This window comes from Bradyrhizobium sp. P3_C3, assembly GCF_056402655.1.
Genome location: NZ_JBFUGY010000060.1, coordinates 15,878 through 34,447, shown reverse-complemented (window position 1 = coordinate 34,447; position 18,570 = coordinate 15,878). Strand labels below are relative to the sequence as shown.

Below are 18,570 nucleotides of genomic sequence, written 5' to 3'. Positions count from 1 at the left end.
CGGAAGGTGTCTAGCGCAACGACGCAATCGTTTCCAGCCCTCGGCCCTTAATAGCCCAGTGCGCAGCCGTCCTTGCGCGGATCGGAACCGCCGGTGAGCGTGCCCTTGTCCCAGTCGATCCAGATCGCCTGGGCGCCGCCGAGYGGGCCGACCACGCTGGTGGTCTTGTGGCCGAGCTTCTTCAGGCCTTCGACGATATCGGCAGGCACGCTGTCCTCGAGCTGGTACTGGCCCTCGTAGTGCAGACCGCGCGGCATGTCGATCGCCTCCTGCACGTCGCAGCCATAGTCGAGGATGTTGGTCACGACGTGGGTCTGGCCGACCGGCTGGTACTGTCCGCCCATCACCGCGAACGGCATCACGGAGCGGCCGCCCTTGGTGAGGAGGCTCGGCATGATCGTGTGCAGCGGGCGCTTGCCCCCGGCGATGCAATTGGGATGGCCGGGCTGGATGCGGAAGCCGCCGGCGCGGTTCTGGAACAGCACGCCGGTCTTGTTCGAGACGATCGCCGAGCCGAACGAATGCGCGATCGAATTGATGAACGAGCAGACGTTGCGGTCCTTGTCCACGACCGTGATGTAGATAGTCGAGGGATTCATCGGCGGCGCGACATTCGGCAGGTCGAGCATGCCATCCATGCGGATCTTGCTGATGTATTCGTCGGCAAAGCCCTTCGCGAGCATTTCGGCGACGTCGATCTTCATATGCTCAGGATCGGCGACATGCATCTCGCGATTCATGTAGGCGATGCGCGCGGCCTCCGCTTCGAGATGGAAGCGCTCGATGCTGAGCGGCGCGTACTTGGTCAGGTCGAACCGCGAGAGGATGTTGAGCATCAAGAGCGCGGTGACGCCCGGGCCGTTCGGCGGGCACTGCCAGACGTCGTAACCCTTGTAATTGGTGCCGATCGGCGTCGTCGTCTCGGTGGTGTGGGCGGCGAAATCGTCGAGCGTGTGCAGGCCGCCGATCCCGCGCAGGGTCTCGACCATGTCCTCCGCGATCGCGCCCTTGTAGAAGGCGTCGCGGCCGTCCTTGGCGATCGCGCGCAGCGTCTTGCCGAGCTCGGCCTGGCGGATGACGTCGCCGGTGACCGGCGGCTTGCCGCCCGGCAACAGGTAACGCACGGTGTTGGTGCCACCCTTCAGCTTCTCGAACTGGTTCTTCCAGTCGAAGGCGATGCGCGGGGCGACCACGTAGCCCTCTTCCGCCGCCTTGATCGCGGGCTGGAGCAGGCGGTCGAAGCCGAACTTGCCGTGATCGCGCAGCACGGTCGCGAAGGCGTCGATCACGCCGGGGATCGAGACCGCCTGCGCCGAGGTCAGCGGCACGGAATTGATCTTGCGCTCGAGATACCAGTCGGCGTTCGCCGCCTTCGGGGCCCGGCCGGAGCCGTTATAGGCGATGATCTTGCCCTCGCCGCGCGGCTGGATCAGCGCAAAGCAATCGCCGCCGATGCCGGTCGATTGCGGCTCGATCACGCCGAGCAGCGCCGAACCCGCCACCGCCGCGTCCACCGCCGTACCGCCCTCGCGCAGCACCTCGATCGCGGCCAGGGAGGCCTGCGGATGCGAGGTCGCGACCATCGCGTTGGTGGCGTGGACCGTGGACCTGCCGGGGAAATGGAAGTTTCTCATGCGAATTCTTGCTCTCTCAGGGGGCTCTCTTGGGCCGTCGGCGCGGAGGGCGCGCCGTCTCGGAAAAACCGGGCCTACATGACACATTCCGGCCCGTCGGGGCAATGCTGGCATACCAGCGAAATAGCTGCCATCCGCTGGGCGTATAGACCTTTTGCCGTCCGGGACCATGCGGGTTTTCTGGGCGGCGGCCGCCTGCTAAACGAGCCGCCATGATCCACAAGGTCGCCGCCTTTTACCAATTCGCCGCCCTGCCCGATTACCGCGCGCTGCGCGAGCCGTTGCGCGCGTTCTGCGCAGGCCTCGCGCTCAAGGGCAGCGTGCTGCTCGCCCAGGAAGGTATCAACGGCACGATTGCGGGTGCGCCCGAGGCGATCGACGCCTTCGTCCACGAGCTCGCGCACGGCACCCTGTTCGGCGGCCGGCTGAACAATCTCGAGCTGAAATTCTCGACCGCCGAGGCGATGCCGTTCGGCCGGCTCAAGGTGCGGCTGAAGAAGGAGATCGTCACGCTCGGCGACGAGGCCGTCGATCCGACGCGGCAGGTCGGCACTTACGTCGAGGCCGCCGAATGGAACGCGCTGATCGCGGCACCCGACACGCTGGTGCTCGACACCCGCAACGCCTTCGAGGTGGCGATGGGCACGTTCGAGGGCGCGGTCGACCCTGAGATCAAGAGCTTTGGCCAGTTCAAGGATTTTGCCGCCGAGCAGCTCGATCCGGCCAAGCATCGCAGGATCGCGATGTTCTGCACCGGCGGCATCCGCTGCGAGAAGGCGAGCGCGCATCTGCTCGCGCGCGGCTTTGCCGAGGTCTATCACCTCAAGGGCGGTATTCTCAAATATCTGGAAGAGGTGCCGGAGGCGCAGAGCCGCTGGCGCGGTGAATGTTTTGTATTCGACGAGCGCGTCGCACTCGGTCATGGCTTGCGCGAACGGGGCCTACGCGAACAGGAATTGGGGCACGACCGTGACGAGTGACATCAAGGCGCTGGCCGAACGGATCGACACGCTGGAGACACGCATCGCCTATCAGGACGATACGATCGAGACGCTCAACCAGACGACCACCGCGCAATGGAAGCAGATCGACGCGCTGACGCGGAAGATCGCAGAGCTCGGCGAGCGACTTCAGGAAGCCGAGACGAATGCGCCGGGCCCCGCCAACGAACCCCCGCCGCATTATTGAGGATGATGGGCTACAGCCCTGACGCCTTCGGCAGCAGGCTCGCCACCTCGACCGACATCATCAGGCGGTCGCGCCCACCCTGCTTCGCCGCATAGAGCGCCTGATCGGCGGCCTCGACGAGCGAGCCCACGCCGGCGGTGCGTTCCAGCGCGGGCCGGCAGGCCGCGCCGCCGAGCGAAGCGGTGACGCAGCCCGACGCGTGATTGGTGCTGTGGACGAGGCCAGCCTCGCGGATCGCCCGGCGGATCCGCTCGCCGATCCGCGCGCAGCCGGCGGCATCGGTGTTCGGCAGCAGCATGGCGAATTCCTCACCGCCATAGCGCGCAGCCAGATCTCCGGCGCGCTGCATCTCGGCCGCGATGACCTTCGCCACCACGCGCAGACAGGCATCGCCCGCGGGATGGCCGTATTCGTCGTTGTAGGCCTTGAAGTGGTCGACGTCGATCATCAGCAAAGCGAGGCTGGAGCGGTCGCGATAGGCGCGCGCCCATTCCTCCTTCAACTGTTCGTCGAAACGGCGGCGGTTGGCGAGCCCGGTGAGGCTGTCCTCGATCGCGAGCGTCTCGAGCCTGGTCTCCAGCTTCTTCTGCTCGGTGATGTCGCGCGAGATCGCGACCACCCCGTCGACGTTGCCGTTTTCCTTGCGCGTCACCCGCATGGTCGATTCGAGCCAGACTTCCGAGTTTTGCCGGTGCGCGTTGCGATAGGTGACGCGCGCCTCGTCCTTTTCGCCACGCTTCATGGCATCGACGAGCGCCTGGACCTGCGGCCGATCATCCGCATGGATGCCGGCGAGCGCCGGCGTTCCGATCAGCTGATTGGGCCGCCAGCCGACGACGCGAACCGACGAGGGCGAGACATAGCGCAGCCGCTCGTCGAGCCMGATGCGGGTCACCATGTCGCTGGAGCCTTCGGCAAGCAGGCGGAAATGCGCCTCTTTCTCGACCAGGGCCGCGGCCATGCGCTGGCCCCGCTGCAACTGCCGCACCAGCACCGCACCGATGACCGCGATCAGCACGACCAGCGCGAGCACGTAGAGCATGCGAGAGATCGCCGCGGCGCGCCAGGGCGCCAGCAGCTCGGCCTTGTCGACCATGGCAAGCAGGACGAGCGGATAACGGCCAGAGCGCTTGAAGAAGCTGACGCGCTCAGCGCCGTCCAGCGGCGACCTGAAATGGTATGCGCCGCCCGGCTGCTGCAGGCTCGCGTCACGGAATAGCGGGGTGTCGGCGACGCTGCGGCCGACGAACCTGTCGTTGCTTGGATTGCGCGCGATGATCATGCCGTCGCCATGCACGAGCGCCACGGAGCTGTTGCGGCCGAGCTCGAACTGCTCGTAGAAATGCGCGAGATAGTTCGCGCTGATGGTCGCAAGCACGACGCCGCCGAAGCTGCCGTCCTGCTTGTTGAAGCGGCGCGAGAGGGTGACGACCCATTCGCCATCGAGCTGGCTCCGCACCGGATGGCCGACATGAGGCTCCCGTTTCGGGGAGAGCTGGTGATGACGGAAGAAGGCGTCGTCGCTCAGCGTCGAGCCGATCGTGCCCGGCGAGGTCAACCAGTTGCCCTGGTCGTCTATGATGGCGAGGCTGTGAATGCGCGCGATCGCCTTCTTGCGCGCCTCTAGCAGGTTCCTGAGCTTGGCGATCGTGGCGGGTTCGGCGCCGTCCATCTCCAGACGGCTGACGACGCCGACGACGCCGGAATCCAGCAGATCGAGGCTGTCCTCCGCATGCTGCGTCAGCGAGCGCGCAACATTCGCCATCTCGGTCTCGGCGCCCTTGAGCACGGCATCGCGCGCGGCCCATTCGCGCCAGCCGCTGACGCCGAGGATAGTCGCGCAAGTGAGCACGACGAACGCCGCCGCGCGCAACGGCAGGCGGCTCCATCCGGCTCTTTGTGAGGCGACGGTCATGCGGCAGAAATCTCCGATCGCCGGAACTTCCACCGCTTCTGTTATTGAACCCTGAAACGCTTGAGAACATTCGCAGCGTTATGCGGGTTTTCCCGTACTCCTACGGACTGGAGCGTCGCTGGATCGCTAACAATGCGTTAGCGACCCTATCGGAAACCGAGCGCCCCGGCGCTCGCTGAACGTCGGCCTTAGCTGAAGATCGACTTAACCTTGTCCCAGAGCGAGGGACTGTCGGCGTCCGCATCGGCCTTCGACGGTGTCGGCTGCGCAGCGCTGACCGGATCGGACGCAGGGAAACTGTCCTCCAGCCCGGCTTCAAGCTTGGTATGGCGATCGGCGGCCAGCGCCTTGCCAAGATCATCAGCGTGCTTGTCGTGCGGCGCGGGATTGAATGTCTCAGCCATGGAGTCCTCCTCGATTGGGAGGTCAACGCGGTGCATTTGCGCTGGTTCCACTGTTCCGCTCCGGCTTCCGGCAGTGTATCAGGAACCTCAATCTTGATAGGACCGTCCGTGCCCCAGTCTGCGACAAAGCCCTTCACCGACGTGCTCTCCGGCCAGCGCCAGGCTACCCCGCCCATGTGGATGATGCGGCAGGCCGGGCGTTATCTGCCGGAATATCGCGAGGTGCGAGCCAAGGCCGGCGGCTTCCTCGATCTCTGCTTCAACCCGGAGCTTGCCGCCGAAGTGACGCTGCAGCCGATCCGCAGGTTCGGCTTCGATGCGGCGATCATCTTCTCCGACATTCTGGTGATCCCCTATGCGCTCGGCCGTTCCGTGCGGTTCGAGGTTGGCGAGGGTCCGCGGCTGGAGCCGCTGGATGATCCCGCAAAAGTCGCGACGCTCGCCGCACACGCCGACTTCGGCAAGCTCAAGCCGGTGTTCGAAGCGCTCAGGCTCGTGCGCGGTGCGCTCGATCCCAAGACCGCACTGATCGGCTTCTGCGGAGCGCCGTGGACGGTGGCGACCTACATGGTCGCAGGCCAAGGCACGCCCGACCAGGCGCCGGCGCGGATGATGGCCTACCGGCATCCGGAGGCGTTTGCGACAATCATCGACGTGCTCGTGGAGAACTCGATCGCATATCTGCTGGCGCAACTCGCGGCCGGTGCCGATGCGTTGCAGATCTTCGACACTTGGGCCGGCGTGCTGCCGCCGGCCGAGTTCGCGCGCTGGTCGGTCGAGCCGACGCGGCGCATCGTCGAAGGCGTGCGCGCAAAAGTGCCCGATGCGAAGATCATCGGCTTCCCGCGCGGGGCCGGCGCGCAATTGCCGGGTTATGTCGAAGCGACCGGCGTGAATGCCGTCAGCATCGACTGGACTGCCGAGCCGGCCTTCATCCGCGAGCGCGTGCAGAGCAAGGTCGCCGTGCAGGGCAATCTCGATCCGCTGGTGCTGATCACGGGCGGCGCGGCGCTCGACCGCGCGGTGGACAACGTGCTGGCGAACTTTGCGCAAGGGCGCTTCATCTTCAATCTCGGCCACGGCATCCAGCCGGAAACCCCGATCGCCCATGTCGAGCAGATGCTGAAGCGCGTGCGGGGCTAATTTGTTGCGCCCCGGAGGGGAGCGGAAACAAAAACCGCGAAAACAACCCCATGCACAGTAGAGAGACCACGCCAGATCAATGACTTAGAGCCCGGCTTCGCTGAAGCGGGCTAGACGACGGCTCTGCACCAAACGCGTCATTGCGAGCGCAGCGAAGCAATCCAGAATCTTTCCGCGGGTAGCAGTCTGGATTGCTTCGCTGCGCTCGCAATGACGCCGGGGACTTCAGTCAGCGCGTCAGCGCGGCCGGCTGCGCTCGATGATCTCGGCGGCGCCCTTCGTCAGCAGATCCAGCCCTACCGCACGGCCGAGCTCGCGCGGGCGGTTGGCGGGGCCCGTGTGCGAGGCTTCGATGATGGTGTTGCCGGAGAGGTCGAGCACGGACGCCGTCAGCGACATCTGATCGCCTGCGATGGTCGAAAAACCCGCCACCGGCGAATTGCAATGGCCGTTGAGCACCCACAGCACCTCGCGCTCGGCATCGGCAGAAGCGTGCGCAGAGGCGTCGTCGATCGATGCCAGGATCTGCCGCGTCTGCCAGTCCTGCGCGGCGCATTCCACGGCGACGATGCCTTGCCCTGCCGCGGGCAGCATCTCCGCCGCGGAGAATTCATAGGCGATACGGTGCGAGAGGCCGACGCGGTCGAGGCCCGAACGCGCCATGATCAGCGCATCGGCGGGACCCACCGCGCCGCCATCCGGCAACTTCTGCTTCTCGCCATTGTCGAGTTTTCGCACGCGCGTGTCGGCGGCGCCGCGGAAGTGGATCACTTCGACATCGGGAAACAGCCGCCGCGCATAGGCGGCGCGACGCACGGCGTTGGTGCCGATCTTGAAACCCTTGCCGCGCGACTGGCGCAGCGCTTCCAGCGTCACGCCCTCGCGCAGCACCAGTGCGTCACTCGGCGGATCGCGCGACAGGGTCGCGCCGATGACGAGGCCGGGCGTGTCCTCATTGCCGGGCATGTCCTTCAGCGAATGCATCGCGGCCTGCAATTCGCCGGAGAGCACGGCAGCGCGGATCTGCGCCACGAAGGCGCCGCCCTTGCCGCCATGCGGCAGCAGCTTGCTGGTCTGGTCGAGATCGCCCGTGGTGTCGAACTTGACGATCTCGACATCGAGATCGGGCATGGCGGCGGTCAGGCGGCGCGCAATCTCTTCCGTCTGTGCCAGCGCCATCGCGCTCTTGCGTGTGCCGATCTTCAGTCGCGTAGCCAAGTCGAATGTCCTTTCAGCGCAATGTTTATCGCGCATCCTCCAATATCATGTCGGAGGCCTTTTCGGCGATCATGATGATCGGCGCGTTGGTATTCCCCGACACGAGGTCCGGCATGATCGAACCGTCGACGATGCGAAGGCCTTCGAGCCCCCTCACCTTCAGCCGCTGATCCACCACCGCCAGCGCGTCATTGCCCATACGACAGGTCGAGGTCGGATGGTAGATGGTGCTGCCGCGCTCGCGGCAATAATCGAGCAGCTCTCCATCCGTGGATACCTTCGCGCCAGGATCGTACTCGCTGACCACGAACGGCTTCAGCGCCGGCGCATTCAGGATCTTGCGCAGGATCTTGAGACCTTCGACGTTGGTGGTGCGATCGGTCTCGGTGGACATGTAGTTGATGCGGATCTCCGGCGGCACGGTCGGGTCCGCACTTTTGATGCGCAAGGTCCCGCGGCTTTCGGGCCGGAGCTGGCACACCGACGCCGTGAACCCGGAAAAATCATGCAGCTTCTCCCCCATCTTGTCGGTCGAGAACGGCAGGAAATGCACCTGGATGTCGGGCGAAGCAAGCCGCGGACTGGTCTTGAAGAACGCGCCCGCGGTGCCGGCCGCGATGGTCAGCCAGCCCTTCCGGAACAGCGCATAGCGCGCGCCGGCCAACGTGCGGCGGAACGGATTATTGACGGTGTCGTTGAGCGTGATCTTCTGCGAGCAACGCATCACAATGCGGACCTGCATGTGGTCCTGGAGATCGTGGCCGACGCCCGGCGCGTCCAGCAGGACATCGATGCCGTGCTTGCGCAAGAGATCGGCAGGGCCGACGCCGGAGAGCTGAAGGAGCTGCGGCGAGTTGTAGGCGCCGCTCGACAGCACGACCTCCTTGCGCGCGCGGGCCCGGCGCACGGTTGTGCCTTGCCGATATTCGACGCCGACCGCGCGGCGTGCCTCGAACAGCACGCGCTGGCCGAGCGCCTCGGTCTCGACCTTGAGATTGCTGCGCGTCTTCGCGGGTCCAAGATAGGCCACCGCCGTCGAGGCACGGCGGCCGTTGCGCGTCGTGGTCTGGAACAGGCCGACGCCCTCCTGCGAGGCGCCGTTGAAATCGGGATTGTAGGGCAGACCGGTCTCGACCGCGGCATCCATGAAGGCCTTCGACAGCGGATCGGTCACGACCATGTTGGACACCGGCAGCGGGCCGCCGCTGCCGTGATATTGATCGGCGCCACGCGCCTGGTTCTCGGCTTTCTTGAAATAGGGCAGCACGTCGTCATAGCCCCAGCCGGCATTGCCGTGCTGGCGCCAGCGATCGTAATCCTCGTGCTGGCCGCGGACATAAAGCAGGCCGTTGATCGAGCTCGATCCGCCCAGCGTCTTGCCGCGCGGCTGGAACACCTGGCGCCCCTTCAATTCGGGCTCCGGCTCGGTCTGGTACATCCAGTTGACCGTCTTCTCCTTGAACAGTTTTCCGTAGCCGAGCGGCACGTGGATCCAGATGTTGGAATCCTTAGGTCCCGCCTCGAGCAGCAGCACGCTGTGCTTGCCGTTCGCAGACAGCCTGTTGGCGAGCACGCAGCCGGCGGAGCCGGCGCCGACGATGATGTAGTCGAACTCAGGATCGGACGGCGCGAGGGAGGAATTTGCGTTCATGCGCTACTGTTCTTCTTGTTGGTGGGCGTTTCCGGTTCGTCACTAGCACAATCATGCGCGCAGACGCAGCGCCTCGACCAGCGACTTGAACGCACGGGCGTATTCCGCGCCCGCCCTTGCGATATCCGCGCGTCCGACGCAGGCGACCGCGGCCTCCGTCACCGCGCCGAGCAGCAGCCGCGCCAGCGGCTCGACCGGCTGCTTTGCGATGAGGCCGGCCTCCATCGCCACCGACAGCGCGCGCGGCATCTTACCGCCAAAATGCTGCGCGTCGATCTCGCGCCAGCGCTCCCAGCCGAGCACGGCCGGGCCGTCGCGCAGGATGATCTGACCTGTCGGGCCCTTGGCGGTCGCCGCAAAATAATGCTGGGTGCCGGCGACCATCGCGGCGAGCACGTCCTTCTCGGCGCGCGCGGTCCGGTCGATCTCGGCGACGAGATCGCGCGAGACAGAATCGAACACCGCTTCGAACACCGCCTCCTTGGTCTTGAAGTGATGATAGACCGCGCCCTTGGCGACGCCCGCGGCCTCCGCGATGTCGTCCATGGTGGTCGCGGCAAAGCCCTGCATCCCGAACAGGCGGCGCGCCGCCGTCAGGATCGCCTCCGATGTCGCCGCCCGCCGCTCCGCCTGCTTTGCCATGGCTCCCGTCTAGTCCAATTCGTCGCACCCGGCCAGTTGACTTTTCGACTACCGGTCGGTATTTACCGACTATCAGTCGGTTTTAATCGTGAGGTGATCCATGCCGAGCCGTGATGTCGTTGAAGCCTTTGCCAAGCGGCTGGAGAACGGGGAGTTTGTCGAAGCGATCGAGCAGTACTACACGCCCGATGCCGCGACCTATGAGAACAACGCCGCCCCGACGGTCGGCCGCGACAAGCTCGTCGCCAAGGAGCGCGGCGTGCTGGCGGCATCTAGGGAGGTCAAGGCCGTCCGCATCGGGCCGAGCCTGATCGAGGGCGATCACGTCGCGACCCGCTGGAGCTTCAGCTTCACCAATGCCGAAGGCGTCACCCGAACGCTGGATGAGATCGCGTGGCAGACCTGGCAGGGCGATCAGCTGATCGAAGAACGGTTCTATTACGATCCGAAGCAGCTGGGGCGGTGACGTCCGGCACATTGACAACAGATCGGGTTGGCAGCCTCCTCGCGGCCATCCTTCGAGACGCCCGCCTTCAGCGGGCTCCTCAGGATGAGGTCTGCTCCGCGGCAACATCTTAGACCCTCATGGTGAGGAGCGCCGCCTTGCGGCGCGTCTCGAACCATGAAGGCCGAGCGCGTTCTGCGATCGGCCCACTGTTACAACCGTAACGCGGGGCGCCGCATTTGTATCGATTTGTTATCGATACCCTCGCTTGAACACGCAGAAGTGGCCATGGCGATCGTGGCCAGCGGGGATAATTCATATTTCGTCAAAGGTTTGCAGCGAATCCTCCTGATCGAGCCGGACAAACGGCCCATGCTGCTAGGCCCTGGAATGCGGACTCAGACGACCAGCTATTTCGCGCGGCTATTCGCCGGCGATCTGTCGGCCTTTGGCGGTCCTGCAACCGACGAAGCCGTCGCCGGACATATCCGCGCCGATCAGATGTCACTGGTGCTCGGCTACTCCGTCGGCATCATGCTTGCCAATGCCTGTAACGCGGCCGTGCTCGCCATCGCGCTCTGGCATTCGCCGGACTGGAAGTTTGCGTTGGCCTGGGCCGCAATCGTGGCCGGCGCCGCGATTGCGTTCGGCCTGCAATCCCACGCCTCGCGCCGGATCACAAAACCGCAATTCGTTTCGCGCCGGGCGATGCATCGGCTGGTGCGCAACGCCTTCGTGCTCGGCGTTGCCTGGGGCATCGTCCCGGTCGCCTTCTTCGCGAATGCCGCGACCGGCGGCCAGCTCGTCATCACCTGCCTTTGCTCGGGAATGCTGGCCGGCGGCGCGCTTGCCTTCGCCACGATCCCGATTGCGGCCATCGCCTTCACCAGCCCCATCTTCGTCGGCATCGCCATCTGCCTCGGCCGCGACGGCGATCCCGCCTATGTGCTGATGGCCATCCTGGTGGTGGTTTACGGCGGCGTGCTGCTGCGCGCGGTGTTCGTCAATTCATTCGCGTTCGCGCGACGCGTGATCCGGCAGATCGAGGCCGAGCGCACGGTCCGGCAGGATCCCCTCACGCTGTTGCCCAACCGCTTCGCCTTCAACGAGACGCTCGAAGCCGCGCTGCGGCGGATGGCCCTGTCCGGCGAGGAATTCGCGGTGCTCCTGCTCGACCTCGACCGCTTCAAGGAGGTCAACGACAAGTTCGGCCACCCCGCGGGCGACGAATTCCTGGTGCAGGTCGCAAGCCGGCTGCAACGCTGCACGCGCGCCGCCGAGCACGTCGCGCGAATCGGCGGCGACGAGTTCGCGCTGGTGATGGCCAATCTGGCGCGGCCGGAGGATGCGCTCGAGATCGCCGAACGCTTCGTCGCGGCCTTCGACGAACCGTTCCAGTTCGAGGGCCGCCAGATCGTCGGCGCGACCAGCGTCGGCATCGTGCTGGCGCCGCGCGACGGCACCACGCAGCTCGACATCATGAAGAATGCCGACGCCGCGCTGTATCGCGCCAAGAAGGCAGGTCCCGGCACGGTCTGCTTCTTCGAGGAAGCAGATGACAGGGTGTCACGCGATCGCAAGGCGCTGCAAGCGGACCTCGAAGGCGCCATCGCCAGGGACGAGCTGTTCCTGGTGTTCCAGCCGTTCCTCGATCTCGGCGAGAACCGCATCACCGGCTTCGAGGCGTTGCTGCGCTGGCAGCATCCCCGGCGCGGACTGGTACCGCCGAGCGAATTCATCCCGATCGCCGAGGAGACCGGGCTGATCCACGAGATCGGCGAATGGGTGATCCGGCGCGCCTGCGCGACGCTTTCGGACTGGCCCGAGGACATCAGGGTCGCCGTGAACTTCTCCGCCGCGCAGTTTCACAGCACCGGCATCCTCCAGACCATCGTGCAGGCGCTCGCAGACGCGAAGGTCGCCCCGCACCGGCTCGAGATCGAGATCACGGAATCGATGCTGCTGTCGAAATACGGCTCCGCGGCGTCGATCCTGAACGCGCTGCTCGAGCTCGGCATCACGGTGGCGCTGGACGATTTCGGCACCGGCTTCTCCTCGCTCACCTATCTGCGCAAGCTGCCGTTCAGCCGTATCAAGATCGACCAGTCCTTCATCCGCGACATGCTGATGCAGCCCGACTGCGCCGCGATCGTGAAGTCGGTGATCTCGCTTGCGCGAGACCTGCGCATCGGCGTGGTTGCGGAAGGCGTCGAGACCGCCGACCAGCTCGAATTTCTGCGCCAGTTCGGTTGCGACGAAGCGCAGGGCTATCTGATCAGCCGGCCGGTGTCGGCCGACGGCGTGCTGGCGCTGCTGGACACGAAGAAGCTGCGGGCGACCTACGCAGCGTAGGGCATATACTCGCAAATGTGAGGCGGTCCGCTTCCAGGGGTGAAGCAGACTCGCGCAGGGCAGAATTTCTTCAAGCCGCCCTTTGCAAATGAATCACTGCCAGGCAGTTCTGCATCCCGCGCCAGTCTTCGCGGTCATAGGGTTGGTCTGCATCCCTGACCTAAGGCTGTCCGCTGTTTTGAGAGCGTTTCCGAGTGTTTCGGCGCGCTACCACTCTCAAGACGGCTTGCCGTGTCGGCCCCATTAAGCAACACTTGCCGCATTTCAAAGTAATTATTTTTGAGGGGCATCATCATGCCTGAGATATTGGAAGTCGTGCTGTGGTGTGCCGCGCTTGCGACATGGTTGATGCTTCTTTTCGCCCTCGTGAGCAAGACCCTGAAACAGCTCTCAAAGAGCATCCGCCGCGTGATCGAGGAAGCTTTCAAGCCCGACTTGAAGTGATGCCGGCTACGATGCCCGATCGAAACTGAACCGGCCTGCCCCGGTGACGAAGATCAACATCGCGCCTCCCATGATCGAGACATTCTTCAAGAAGTGGTTGTATTGACCGATCTGCTGCGCACCCGCGGGATACTCCCAGTAGCGGTGCGCAATAGCCGTTGCCGCCAATACGAACACAAACGTCAGAATTGCGCAGTAGCGCGTACCGACGCCCAATATCAAACCGACGGATATCAATACCTCCAGTACGATGTTCGTCATCGTGAACAGCTCAGGTGCTGGAAGGTTCAGGGACCTGAAATAACCCACAGAGCCGCTGAAGTTGGATATTGCTCCATACGCGCTTCCGACGAATACCCACGCGAGGAGAATGCGGCCGATCAAAATCAGCGCGTCGGCTCGCCCTGTGGCGAACGCATCGACTGCCAGCGAGACAGAATTGGATTTCATGGCAGAATCTCCACCCTTGCTGTCCAAGACCGGCTGAACACTTTTATTGCCGAGAGCAAGCCTATCATGATTGGCGGACCGCACGAAGCGCTCTTGCCGGCCCGTTGGCGCTGCAAACGAAGCCCGCTTCGTCGCCGCCCTTAGCTGCCTCGCCAGGACGACCTGCGCCCATCTGCGCCCGAGAGGAGAGCGGATGCGCATGCCTCAGGCTGATCGCGTTTTCCGAGTACGCCTTCCAGCCCCGGTCAGACCGCGTCCGCCCGCAGCAGCGTGTCCACGGTGATGGTGCCGCGGGCGCGGGAGACGCAGGCGCAGATCTTCTGGTTGCTTTGCTTCTGGTGATCGCTGAAGAAGACGTCGCGATGATCGATCTCGCCGTCAACCTCGACCACGTCGATCGCGCACAGGCCGCATTCGCCGCGCTTGCAGTCGTACATCACGTCATGCCCGCTGGCATTGAGCACATCAAGCATCGAGCGCTCGCGCGGGATTTCGAGCTCGACATCGGTCCCCTTCAGGCGCACGCGAAACGTCTCGGTCGGCAGCGTGCCGCTGGAGCCGAAGGTCTCGTAGCGGAGATCGGGAAGCGGATGGCCGGCGCCGATCCAGGCGTGGCGCGCGGCATCCAACATCCGCATCGGGCCGCAGAACAGCGCCAGCGCACCTTGCTGCAATGATCCGAACAGCGCATCGAGGTCGAGCCGCCGGCCCTCCTCGCTCGCGTGAACGACCAGGCGCTCACCGAGCATTTTGGCGAGATCGTCGAGATAGGCGGCATCGGTGCGCGAGCGCACGGCATAATGCAGCGTGACGTCAGCGCCGCGACGCGCCAGCGCCTGTGCGGCACCAAGGATCGGCGTGATGCCGATGCCGCCGGCGATCAGGCAATAGTTTTCGCGCGTCCAGTCGACCGCGAGCAGCGAAGCCGGCCGGGTGATGTCGAGCCGAGCGCCGGGTGCGAGCTGCCACATATAGCGCGAGCCGCCGCGGGAATCCTCGGCGCGACGCACCGCGATCCTGAAACCGCGCGAGGACGCCTCGCCGACCAGCGAATAGGATCGCGTCTCCGGCAGGCCATCGATGGTCACGCTGATATTGATGTGGCTGCCGACCGGATAGGCCGTGCCGTCGAACTGATCCGGCAGGATCAGGAATTCGCGGATGCCCGGCGCAAGATCGCGCGTCGCGACGAGCGTTGCCGGAATCCAGGTTTCGATGAAGCGCATGGCGATTGCCCTAGTCGGTTGCGGTCCTGATCAGCGCGAGCGCCGGCAAGAGGTCGAGATGGGTGCGGTTGCGCAGCGCAAGCCGCAAGTTTCGCACCGCGAGGCGCGCGTGCTCGCGCATCACGGCTTCGGCGCGGGCGCCTTCGCGGTTCTCGATGGCGTCGATCACGACGCGATGGTGCTCCTGCCCGATGATCAGAATCTGCTGCGCCTCGGGCAGCGCCGATTGCGCCATCACGAAACCGCTGGGCGAGGCGAACGGCAGCGCCGAGGCGCGGTCGATCTGCCGGATCAGCGGCGGGCTGCGCGACAGTTCCGTGAGCAGTGCGTGGAAGCGCGCGTTCAGCGTGACATAGGATGAGAACGCGTCGACCGAGATCGGCACCTGGCGCAGCAATTCGTCAATTGCGGCAAGGCACTCCTTCAGTGGCTCGAGCTCGCGTGCGGAGACGCCGCGCTCGGCTGCGAAGCGCGCGGCGAGCCCTTCGAGCGTGCCACGCAGCTCGATGGAATCGGAGATGTCGCGTTCGGAAAACGCCTTCACCATGAAGCCGCCGGAAGGAATCGCCTCCAGCAGGCCTTCCTCCTCGAGCCGCACCAGCGCCATGCGCACCGGCGTGCGCGAAGCGCCGGTCGTCTCCACCGCCTGCAGCTCGGAGATGCGCTCGCCGGGCCGTAAGCGACCCGACAGGATCTGGTCGCGCAGCGCGAGCTGCGCCTTCACGGTCTGCGAGACGGAGCGGTCGACCTCTCGCTCAGGCGCTGGTTTCACCTGGCCTACTCCGCGGCCTGGAGCTGCTGCGGCGCGCTTTCCTTCGCCACCATCCTGTCGATCAGCTTGCGCGTCCACATCGCACCGGCGTCGATGTTGAGGTTGTAGAAGATCCGATCGAGGTTCTCGTCCATGGCGCGCTGCTGCGCCTCGAGGATCAGCTCGTCCTCGTGGAAGATGCCGGAGACGCCTTCGCGGATCTCGGTGGTGATGCGCTGCTCGCCGATCTGATAGTTGCGGACGAACGCCCAGAAATAGTGGCAGGTCTTCTCGGTCTCAGGCGTAATGGTGTTGAGCACGAAACCGTTGACGCCCTGAGAGCGGTCGCCTTCCGGCGCGCCGGTGCCTGTCGGCGCCACGCCGACATCGATCGCGATCGTGCACGGGGCTTCGAAGCGGATGATCTGCCAGCGGTCGACGAGGCCGGGCCTGCCGAGCTGCTTGGCCCAGAACGGCGGCGCCTCGATGCCGCGCATCCAGCGCGTCACCGTCACCGTCTTCTCGCCATGGGTGACGTCGAATGGCGCCTCGGCGACCGCATCGTTGCCGATCGAGGAGCCGTGCACGAAGGTCTCGTGGGTTAGGTCCATGAGATTGTCGAGCACGAGGCGGTAGTCGCAATTGACGTGGATGGTCTTGCCGTCGCCGGCCCAGGCCGGATCGTGATTCCAGTGCATGTCCGGCACCAGCGCGGGATCGGCCAGCGCGGGATCGCCCATCCAGAGCCAGATGTAACGATGACGCTCGACCAGGGGATAAGCGCGGACGCAGGCCGACGGATTGATGGTCTCCTGCGAGGGCATGAAGGTGCAGCGCCCCTGCGCATTGTATTTCAGGCCGTGATAGCCGCAGACGACGGTGTCGCCTTCCAGCCGGCCCTTGGACAGCGGCACCAGGCGGTGCCAGCAGGCATCCTCCAGCGCGGCCACCGAGCCATCGGCCTTGCGATACATCACGACGTGCTTGCCGCAGATCGTCCGCGGCAACAGCGCCGGCTTGACGTCGGCGTCCCAGGCGGCCGCGTACCAGGCGTTCATGGGGAAGGGTTTTGTCACCGGTCTCACTCCCAAGGCTTATGAATACGTTATGTATACAATAGCGGAGGGATAGAATCGTTCAAGGCCAAATTTGGCGTATTTAAATACCTACTATCTTGATTATGTATACAATTGCACCGGAAGGTCATTCCCCGCGAAGGCGGGGAATCCAGTACGCCGCGGCTCCTCCGCATCACGGCACGGCCGCGGCGTACTGGATCACCCGCTTTCGCGGGTGATGACAGCGGAGAATGCGGAAAGCACTTCCTCGGAGCAGCAACCGAAGAGTCGCACTGGGCTCAGTGCCCTACGCCCCGAACACCTTCTTCAGCCCTGCTTGGGCCTCTTCCTGAATCCGCTTCAGGTGCTCGGTGCTGCGGAAACTTTCCGCGTAGATCTTGTAGACGTCCTCCGTGCCGGAGGGCCTTGCGGCGAACCAGCCGAAATCGGTTTCGACCTTGATGCCGCCGAACGGCTGGCCGTTGCCTGGCGCCTTGCTCAGCGTGGCGCGGACGGGATCGCCGGCGAGGTCCTTGAGACCGAGCTGCTCGGGCGTGACGGACTTGAGGATGTTCTTCTGGGGCGCGGTGGCGGCGACGTCGATACGCGCGTAGTGGGGCACGCCAAGTTCGGCAGTGAGATCGCCGAAGAGCTGGCTGGGATCGCGGCCAGTCTTCGCCATGATCTCGGCTGCGAGCAGGCCGAGGATGATGCCGTCCTTGTCGGTGGTCCACACCCCGCCGTCGCGGCGCAGGAACGAGGCCCCTGCACTCTCCTCGCCGCCGAAGCCGAAGCCGCCCGTGAGGAGGCCGTCGACGAACCATTTGAAGCCGACCGGCGTCTCGACCAGCCTGCGGTCGAGCTTCTTGGCGACGCGGTCGATGATCGAGCTCGACACCACGGTCTTGCCGATCGCGGCATCCTTGCCCCAGTTCGGGCGGTTCGCGAACAGATAGGAGATCGCGGTCGCAAGGTAATGGTTCGGATTCATCAGGCCGCCGGTGCGCGTCACGATGCCGTGGCGGTCGGCATCAGTGTCGTTGGCAAAGGCGACGTCGAAGCGGTCGCGCATCGCGATCAGGCTCGCCATCGCGTAAGGCGAGGAGCAATCCATGCGGATCTTGCCGTCCCAGTCGACGGTCATGAAACGGAAGGTCGGATCGATCGCCTCGTTCACAACGGTGGCCTTCAGGCCGTAGCGCTCGATGATCGGATGCCAGTAATGCACGGCGGCGCCGCCGAGCGGATCGATCCCGATATTGATTCCGGCGGATTTGACCAGATCGAGATCGACGACATTGCCGAGATCGGCAACGTAGGGCGTGATGAAGTCGTAGGCGTGCACGTTCGCGGATTTGCGCGCCTTGGCGTAGTCGATGCGCTTCACGCCCTTCAGGCCGTCGGCAAGATAGGCGTTGGCGCGCTTCTCGACGACGGCGGTCGCGTCGGTGTCGGCCGGGCCGCCATGCGGCGGATTGTATTTGTAGCCACCGTCCTCGGGGGGATTGTGCGAGGGCGTGACGACGACGCCGTCGGCAAGGCCGCTGGTGCGGCCCTTGTTGTAGGTCAGGATCGCGTGCGAGATGACAGGCGTCGGGCTGTAGCCGCCGTCCTTGTCGATCATGATGTCGACGCCGTTGGCGGCGAACACCTCGACGGCGCTGACCAGCGCCGGCTCGGCCAGCGCATGGGTGTCGATGCCGATGAAGAGTGGACCGGTCAGGCCCTTTTCTGTTCTGTAGTCACAAATTGCCTGCGTGGTCGCGAGGATATGACCCTCGTTGAAGCTGTTCTTGAACGACGTGCCGCGATGGCCGGAGGTTCCGAACGCCACCCGCTGCGCGGGATCGCCGACATCGGGCTTGCCGGCGAAATAGGCCGTCACCAGCCGCGGAACGTTGGTGAGCGCGTCCGGCGAGACCAGCTTGCCCGCCGCGGGATGAACATCAACCACTGAAATATCCTCGTCCTGTCGTGCAGAGTTTGCGTAGTACCATAGCATCGGCCGGACCCCCGCCAAGGGCACAACACGCGCGGCGGGCTGGCCGT

17 protein-coding genes are annotated in these 18,570 nt (G+C 64.9%); 6 read left to right on the top strand and 11 right to left on the bottom strand.

Annotation, left to right across the window (positions count from 1 at the left end; all coding sequences use genetic code 11):
• Nucleotides 1-47: 47 nt before the first annotated feature.
• Nucleotides 48-1,634 carry a gamma-glutamyltransferase gene (gene ggt / locus AC1DW2_RS39340; RefSeq protein WP_477008704.1) on the bottom strand — a complete coding sequence of 529 codons (1,587 nt, stop codon included), beginning with the start codon at nucleotides 1,632-1,634 and terminating at the stop codon, nucleotides 48-50.
• A gap of 212 nt (nucleotides 1,635-1,846) precedes the next feature.
• Between ggt and trhO the strand changes: the two genes are divergently transcribed.
• Nucleotides 1,847-2,614, top strand: coding sequence for an oxygen-dependent tRNA uridine(34) hydroxylase TrhO (trhO, locus tag AC1DW2_RS39335; protein ID WP_477008703.1), 768 nt, complete (start codon nucleotides 1,847-1,849; stop codon nucleotides 2,612-2,614).
• Nucleotides 2,604-2,822 (top strand): SlyX family protein, encoded by a 219-nt coding sequence (locus tag AC1DW2_RS39330; protein ID WP_477008702.1) that lies wholly within the window; start codon nucleotides 2,604-2,606, stop codon nucleotides 2,820-2,822. Before trhO ends, AC1DW2_RS39330 begins: the two co-directional genes overlap by 11 nt.
• 10 nt (nucleotides 2,823-2,832) lie before the next feature.
• Here the strand turns inward: AC1DW2_RS39330 and AC1DW2_RS39325 are convergent, their stop codons facing one another.
• Both AC1DW2_RS39325 and AC1DW2_RS39320 read right to left on the bottom strand, forming a co-directional pair.
• Complete coding sequence (locus AC1DW2_RS39325) at nucleotides 2,833-4,737, bottom strand: diguanylate cyclase domain-containing protein (RefSeq protein ID WP_477008701.1); 1,905 nt, start codon at nucleotides 4,735-4,737, stop codon at nucleotides 2,833-2,835.
• A 188-nt stretch (nucleotides 4,738-4,925) separates the two neighbouring features.
• Complete coding sequence (locus AC1DW2_RS39320) at nucleotides 4,926-5,141, bottom strand: hypothetical protein (RefSeq protein ID WP_014497480.1); 216 nt, start codon at nucleotides 5,139-5,141, stop codon at nucleotides 4,926-4,928.
• A gap of 108 nt (nucleotides 5,142-5,249) precedes the next feature.
• Here AC1DW2_RS39320 and hemE point away from each other — a divergent pair, with 108 nt between their 5' ends.
• Nucleotides 5,250-6,284 (top strand): uroporphyrinogen decarboxylase, encoded by a 1,035-nt coding sequence (gene hemE, locus AC1DW2_RS39315; RefSeq protein WP_477008700.1) that lies wholly within the window; start codon nucleotides 5,250-5,252, stop codon nucleotides 6,282-6,284.
• Nucleotides 6,285-6,521: 237 nt separating this feature from the next.
• Here the strand turns inward: hemE and hemC are convergent, their stop codons facing one another.
• Genes hemC through AC1DW2_RS39300 form a run of 3 tightly spaced genes read right to left on the bottom strand, consistent with a single transcriptional unit; the run spans nucleotide 6,522 to nucleotide 9,795 of the window.
• A complete protein-coding gene (gene hemC, locus AC1DW2_RS39310; protein ID WP_477008699.1) occupies nucleotides 6,522-7,502 on the bottom strand; it encodes a hydroxymethylbilane synthase in 981 nt (326 codons plus the stop codon).
• A gap of 25 nt (nucleotides 7,503-7,527) precedes the next feature.
• Nucleotides 7,528-9,153 carry a GMC family oxidoreductase gene (locus AC1DW2_RS39305; protein WP_477008698.1) on the bottom strand — a complete coding sequence of 542 codons (1,626 nt, stop codon included), beginning with the start codon at nucleotides 9,151-9,153 and terminating at the stop codon, nucleotides 7,528-7,530.
• A 51-nt stretch (nucleotides 9,154-9,204) separates the two neighbouring features.
• Entirely contained in the window at nucleotides 9,205-9,795 is a 591-nt protein-coding gene (locus AC1DW2_RS39300) for a TetR/AcrR family transcriptional regulator (protein ID WP_477008697.1), read from the bottom strand.
• Nucleotides 9,796-9,895: 100 nt separating this feature from the next.
• Here AC1DW2_RS39300 and AC1DW2_RS39295 point away from each other — a divergent pair, with 100 nt between their 5' ends.
• From AC1DW2_RS39295 to AC1DW2_RS39285, 3 genes are all read left to right on the top strand, one after another.
• The gene (locus AC1DW2_RS39295; protein WP_477008696.1) at nucleotides 9,896-10,261 is read left to right on the top strand and encodes a nuclear transport factor 2 family protein; all 366 of its coding nucleotides are present in this window, start codon (nucleotides 9,896-9,898) and stop codon (nucleotides 10,259-10,261) included.
• Between the two features lie 369 nt (nucleotides 10,262-10,630).
• Nucleotides 10,631-12,592, top strand: coding sequence for a putative bifunctional diguanylate cyclase/phosphodiesterase (locus tag AC1DW2_RS39290; RefSeq protein WP_477008695.1), 1,962 nt, complete (start codon nucleotides 10,631-10,633; stop codon nucleotides 12,590-12,592).
• 294 nt (nucleotides 12,593-12,886) lie between these two features.
• Complete coding sequence (locus AC1DW2_RS39285; protein ID WP_354098663.1) at nucleotides 12,887-13,036, top strand: hypothetical protein; 150 nt, start codon at nucleotides 12,887-12,889, stop codon at nucleotides 13,034-13,036.
• 6 nt (nucleotides 13,037-13,042) lie between these two features.
• Here AC1DW2_RS39285 and AC1DW2_RS39280 read toward each other — a convergent pair whose 3' ends face one another.
• The 5 genes from AC1DW2_RS39280 to pgm form a co-directional block, all read right to left on the bottom strand.
• Nucleotides 13,043-13,486, bottom strand: coding sequence for a DoxX family protein (locus AC1DW2_RS39280; protein ID WP_071917677.1), 444 nt, complete (start codon nucleotides 13,484-13,486; stop codon nucleotides 13,043-13,045).
• A gap of 245 nt (nucleotides 13,487-13,731) precedes the next feature.
• Complete coding sequence (locus AC1DW2_RS39275) at nucleotides 13,732-14,712, bottom strand: PDR/VanB family oxidoreductase (protein ID WP_477008694.1); 981 nt, start codon at nucleotides 14,710-14,712, stop codon at nucleotides 13,732-13,734.
• Between the two features lie 10 nt (nucleotides 14,713-14,722).
• Complete coding sequence (locus AC1DW2_RS39270; protein WP_063979735.1) at nucleotides 14,723-15,484, bottom strand: GntR family transcriptional regulator; 762 nt, start codon at nucleotides 15,482-15,484, stop codon at nucleotides 14,723-14,725.
• A 5-nt stretch (nucleotides 15,485-15,489) separates the two neighbouring features.
• Entirely contained in the window at nucleotides 15,490-16,539 is a 1,050-nt protein-coding gene (locus tag AC1DW2_RS39265) for an aromatic ring-hydroxylating dioxygenase subunit alpha (protein ID WP_477008693.1), read from the bottom strand.
• A 289-nt stretch (nucleotides 16,540-16,828) separates the two neighbouring features.
• Nucleotides 16,829-18,475, bottom strand: a complete 1,647-nt coding sequence (gene pgm, locus AC1DW2_RS39260; RefSeq protein ID WP_477008692.1) for a phosphoglucomutase (alpha-D-glucose-1,6-bisphosphate-dependent) — start codon at nucleotides 18,473-18,475, stop codon at nucleotides 16,829-16,831.
• Nucleotides 18,476-18,570: the final 95 nt, after the last annotated feature.

What these genes read in the sequence shown, in the direction of transcription:
- trhO (WP_477008703.1), top strand. Translation starts at nt 1,847, where the DNA reads ATGATCCACAAGGTCGCCGCCTTTTACCAATTCGCCGCCCTGCCCGAT.
- AC1DW2_RS39320 (WP_014497480.1), bottom strand. Translation starts at nt 5,141, where the DNA reads ATGGCTGAGACATTCAATCCCGCGCCGCACGACAAGCACGCTGATGAT.
- AC1DW2_RS39305 (WP_477008698.1), bottom strand. Translation starts at nt 9,153, where the DNA reads ATGAACGCAAATTCCTCCCTCGCGCCGTCCGATCCTGAGTTCGACTAC.
- AC1DW2_RS39300 (WP_477008697.1), bottom strand. Translation starts at nt 9,795, where the DNA reads ATGGCAAAGCAGGCGGAGCGGCGGGCGGCGACATCGGAGGCGATCCTG.
- AC1DW2_RS39295 (WP_477008696.1), top strand. Translation starts at nt 9,896, where the DNA reads ATGCCGAGCCGTGATGTCGTTGAAGCCTTTGCCAAGCGGCTGGAGAAC.
- AC1DW2_RS39290 (WP_477008695.1), top strand. Translation starts at nt 10,631, where the DNA reads ATGCGGACTCAGACGACCAGCTATTTCGCGCGGCTATTCGCCGGCGAT.
- AC1DW2_RS39285 (WP_354098663.1), top strand. Translation starts at nt 12,887, where the DNA reads ATGCCTGAGATATTGGAAGTCGTGCTGTGGTGTGCCGCGCTTGCGACA.
- AC1DW2_RS39280 (WP_071917677.1), bottom strand. Translation starts at nt 13,486, where the DNA reads ATGAAATCCAATTCTGTCTCGCTGGCAGTCGATGCGTTCGCCACAGGG.
- AC1DW2_RS39275 (WP_477008694.1), bottom strand. Translation starts at nt 14,712, where the DNA reads ATGCGCTTCATCGAAACCTGGATTCCGGCAACGCTCGTCGCGACGCGC.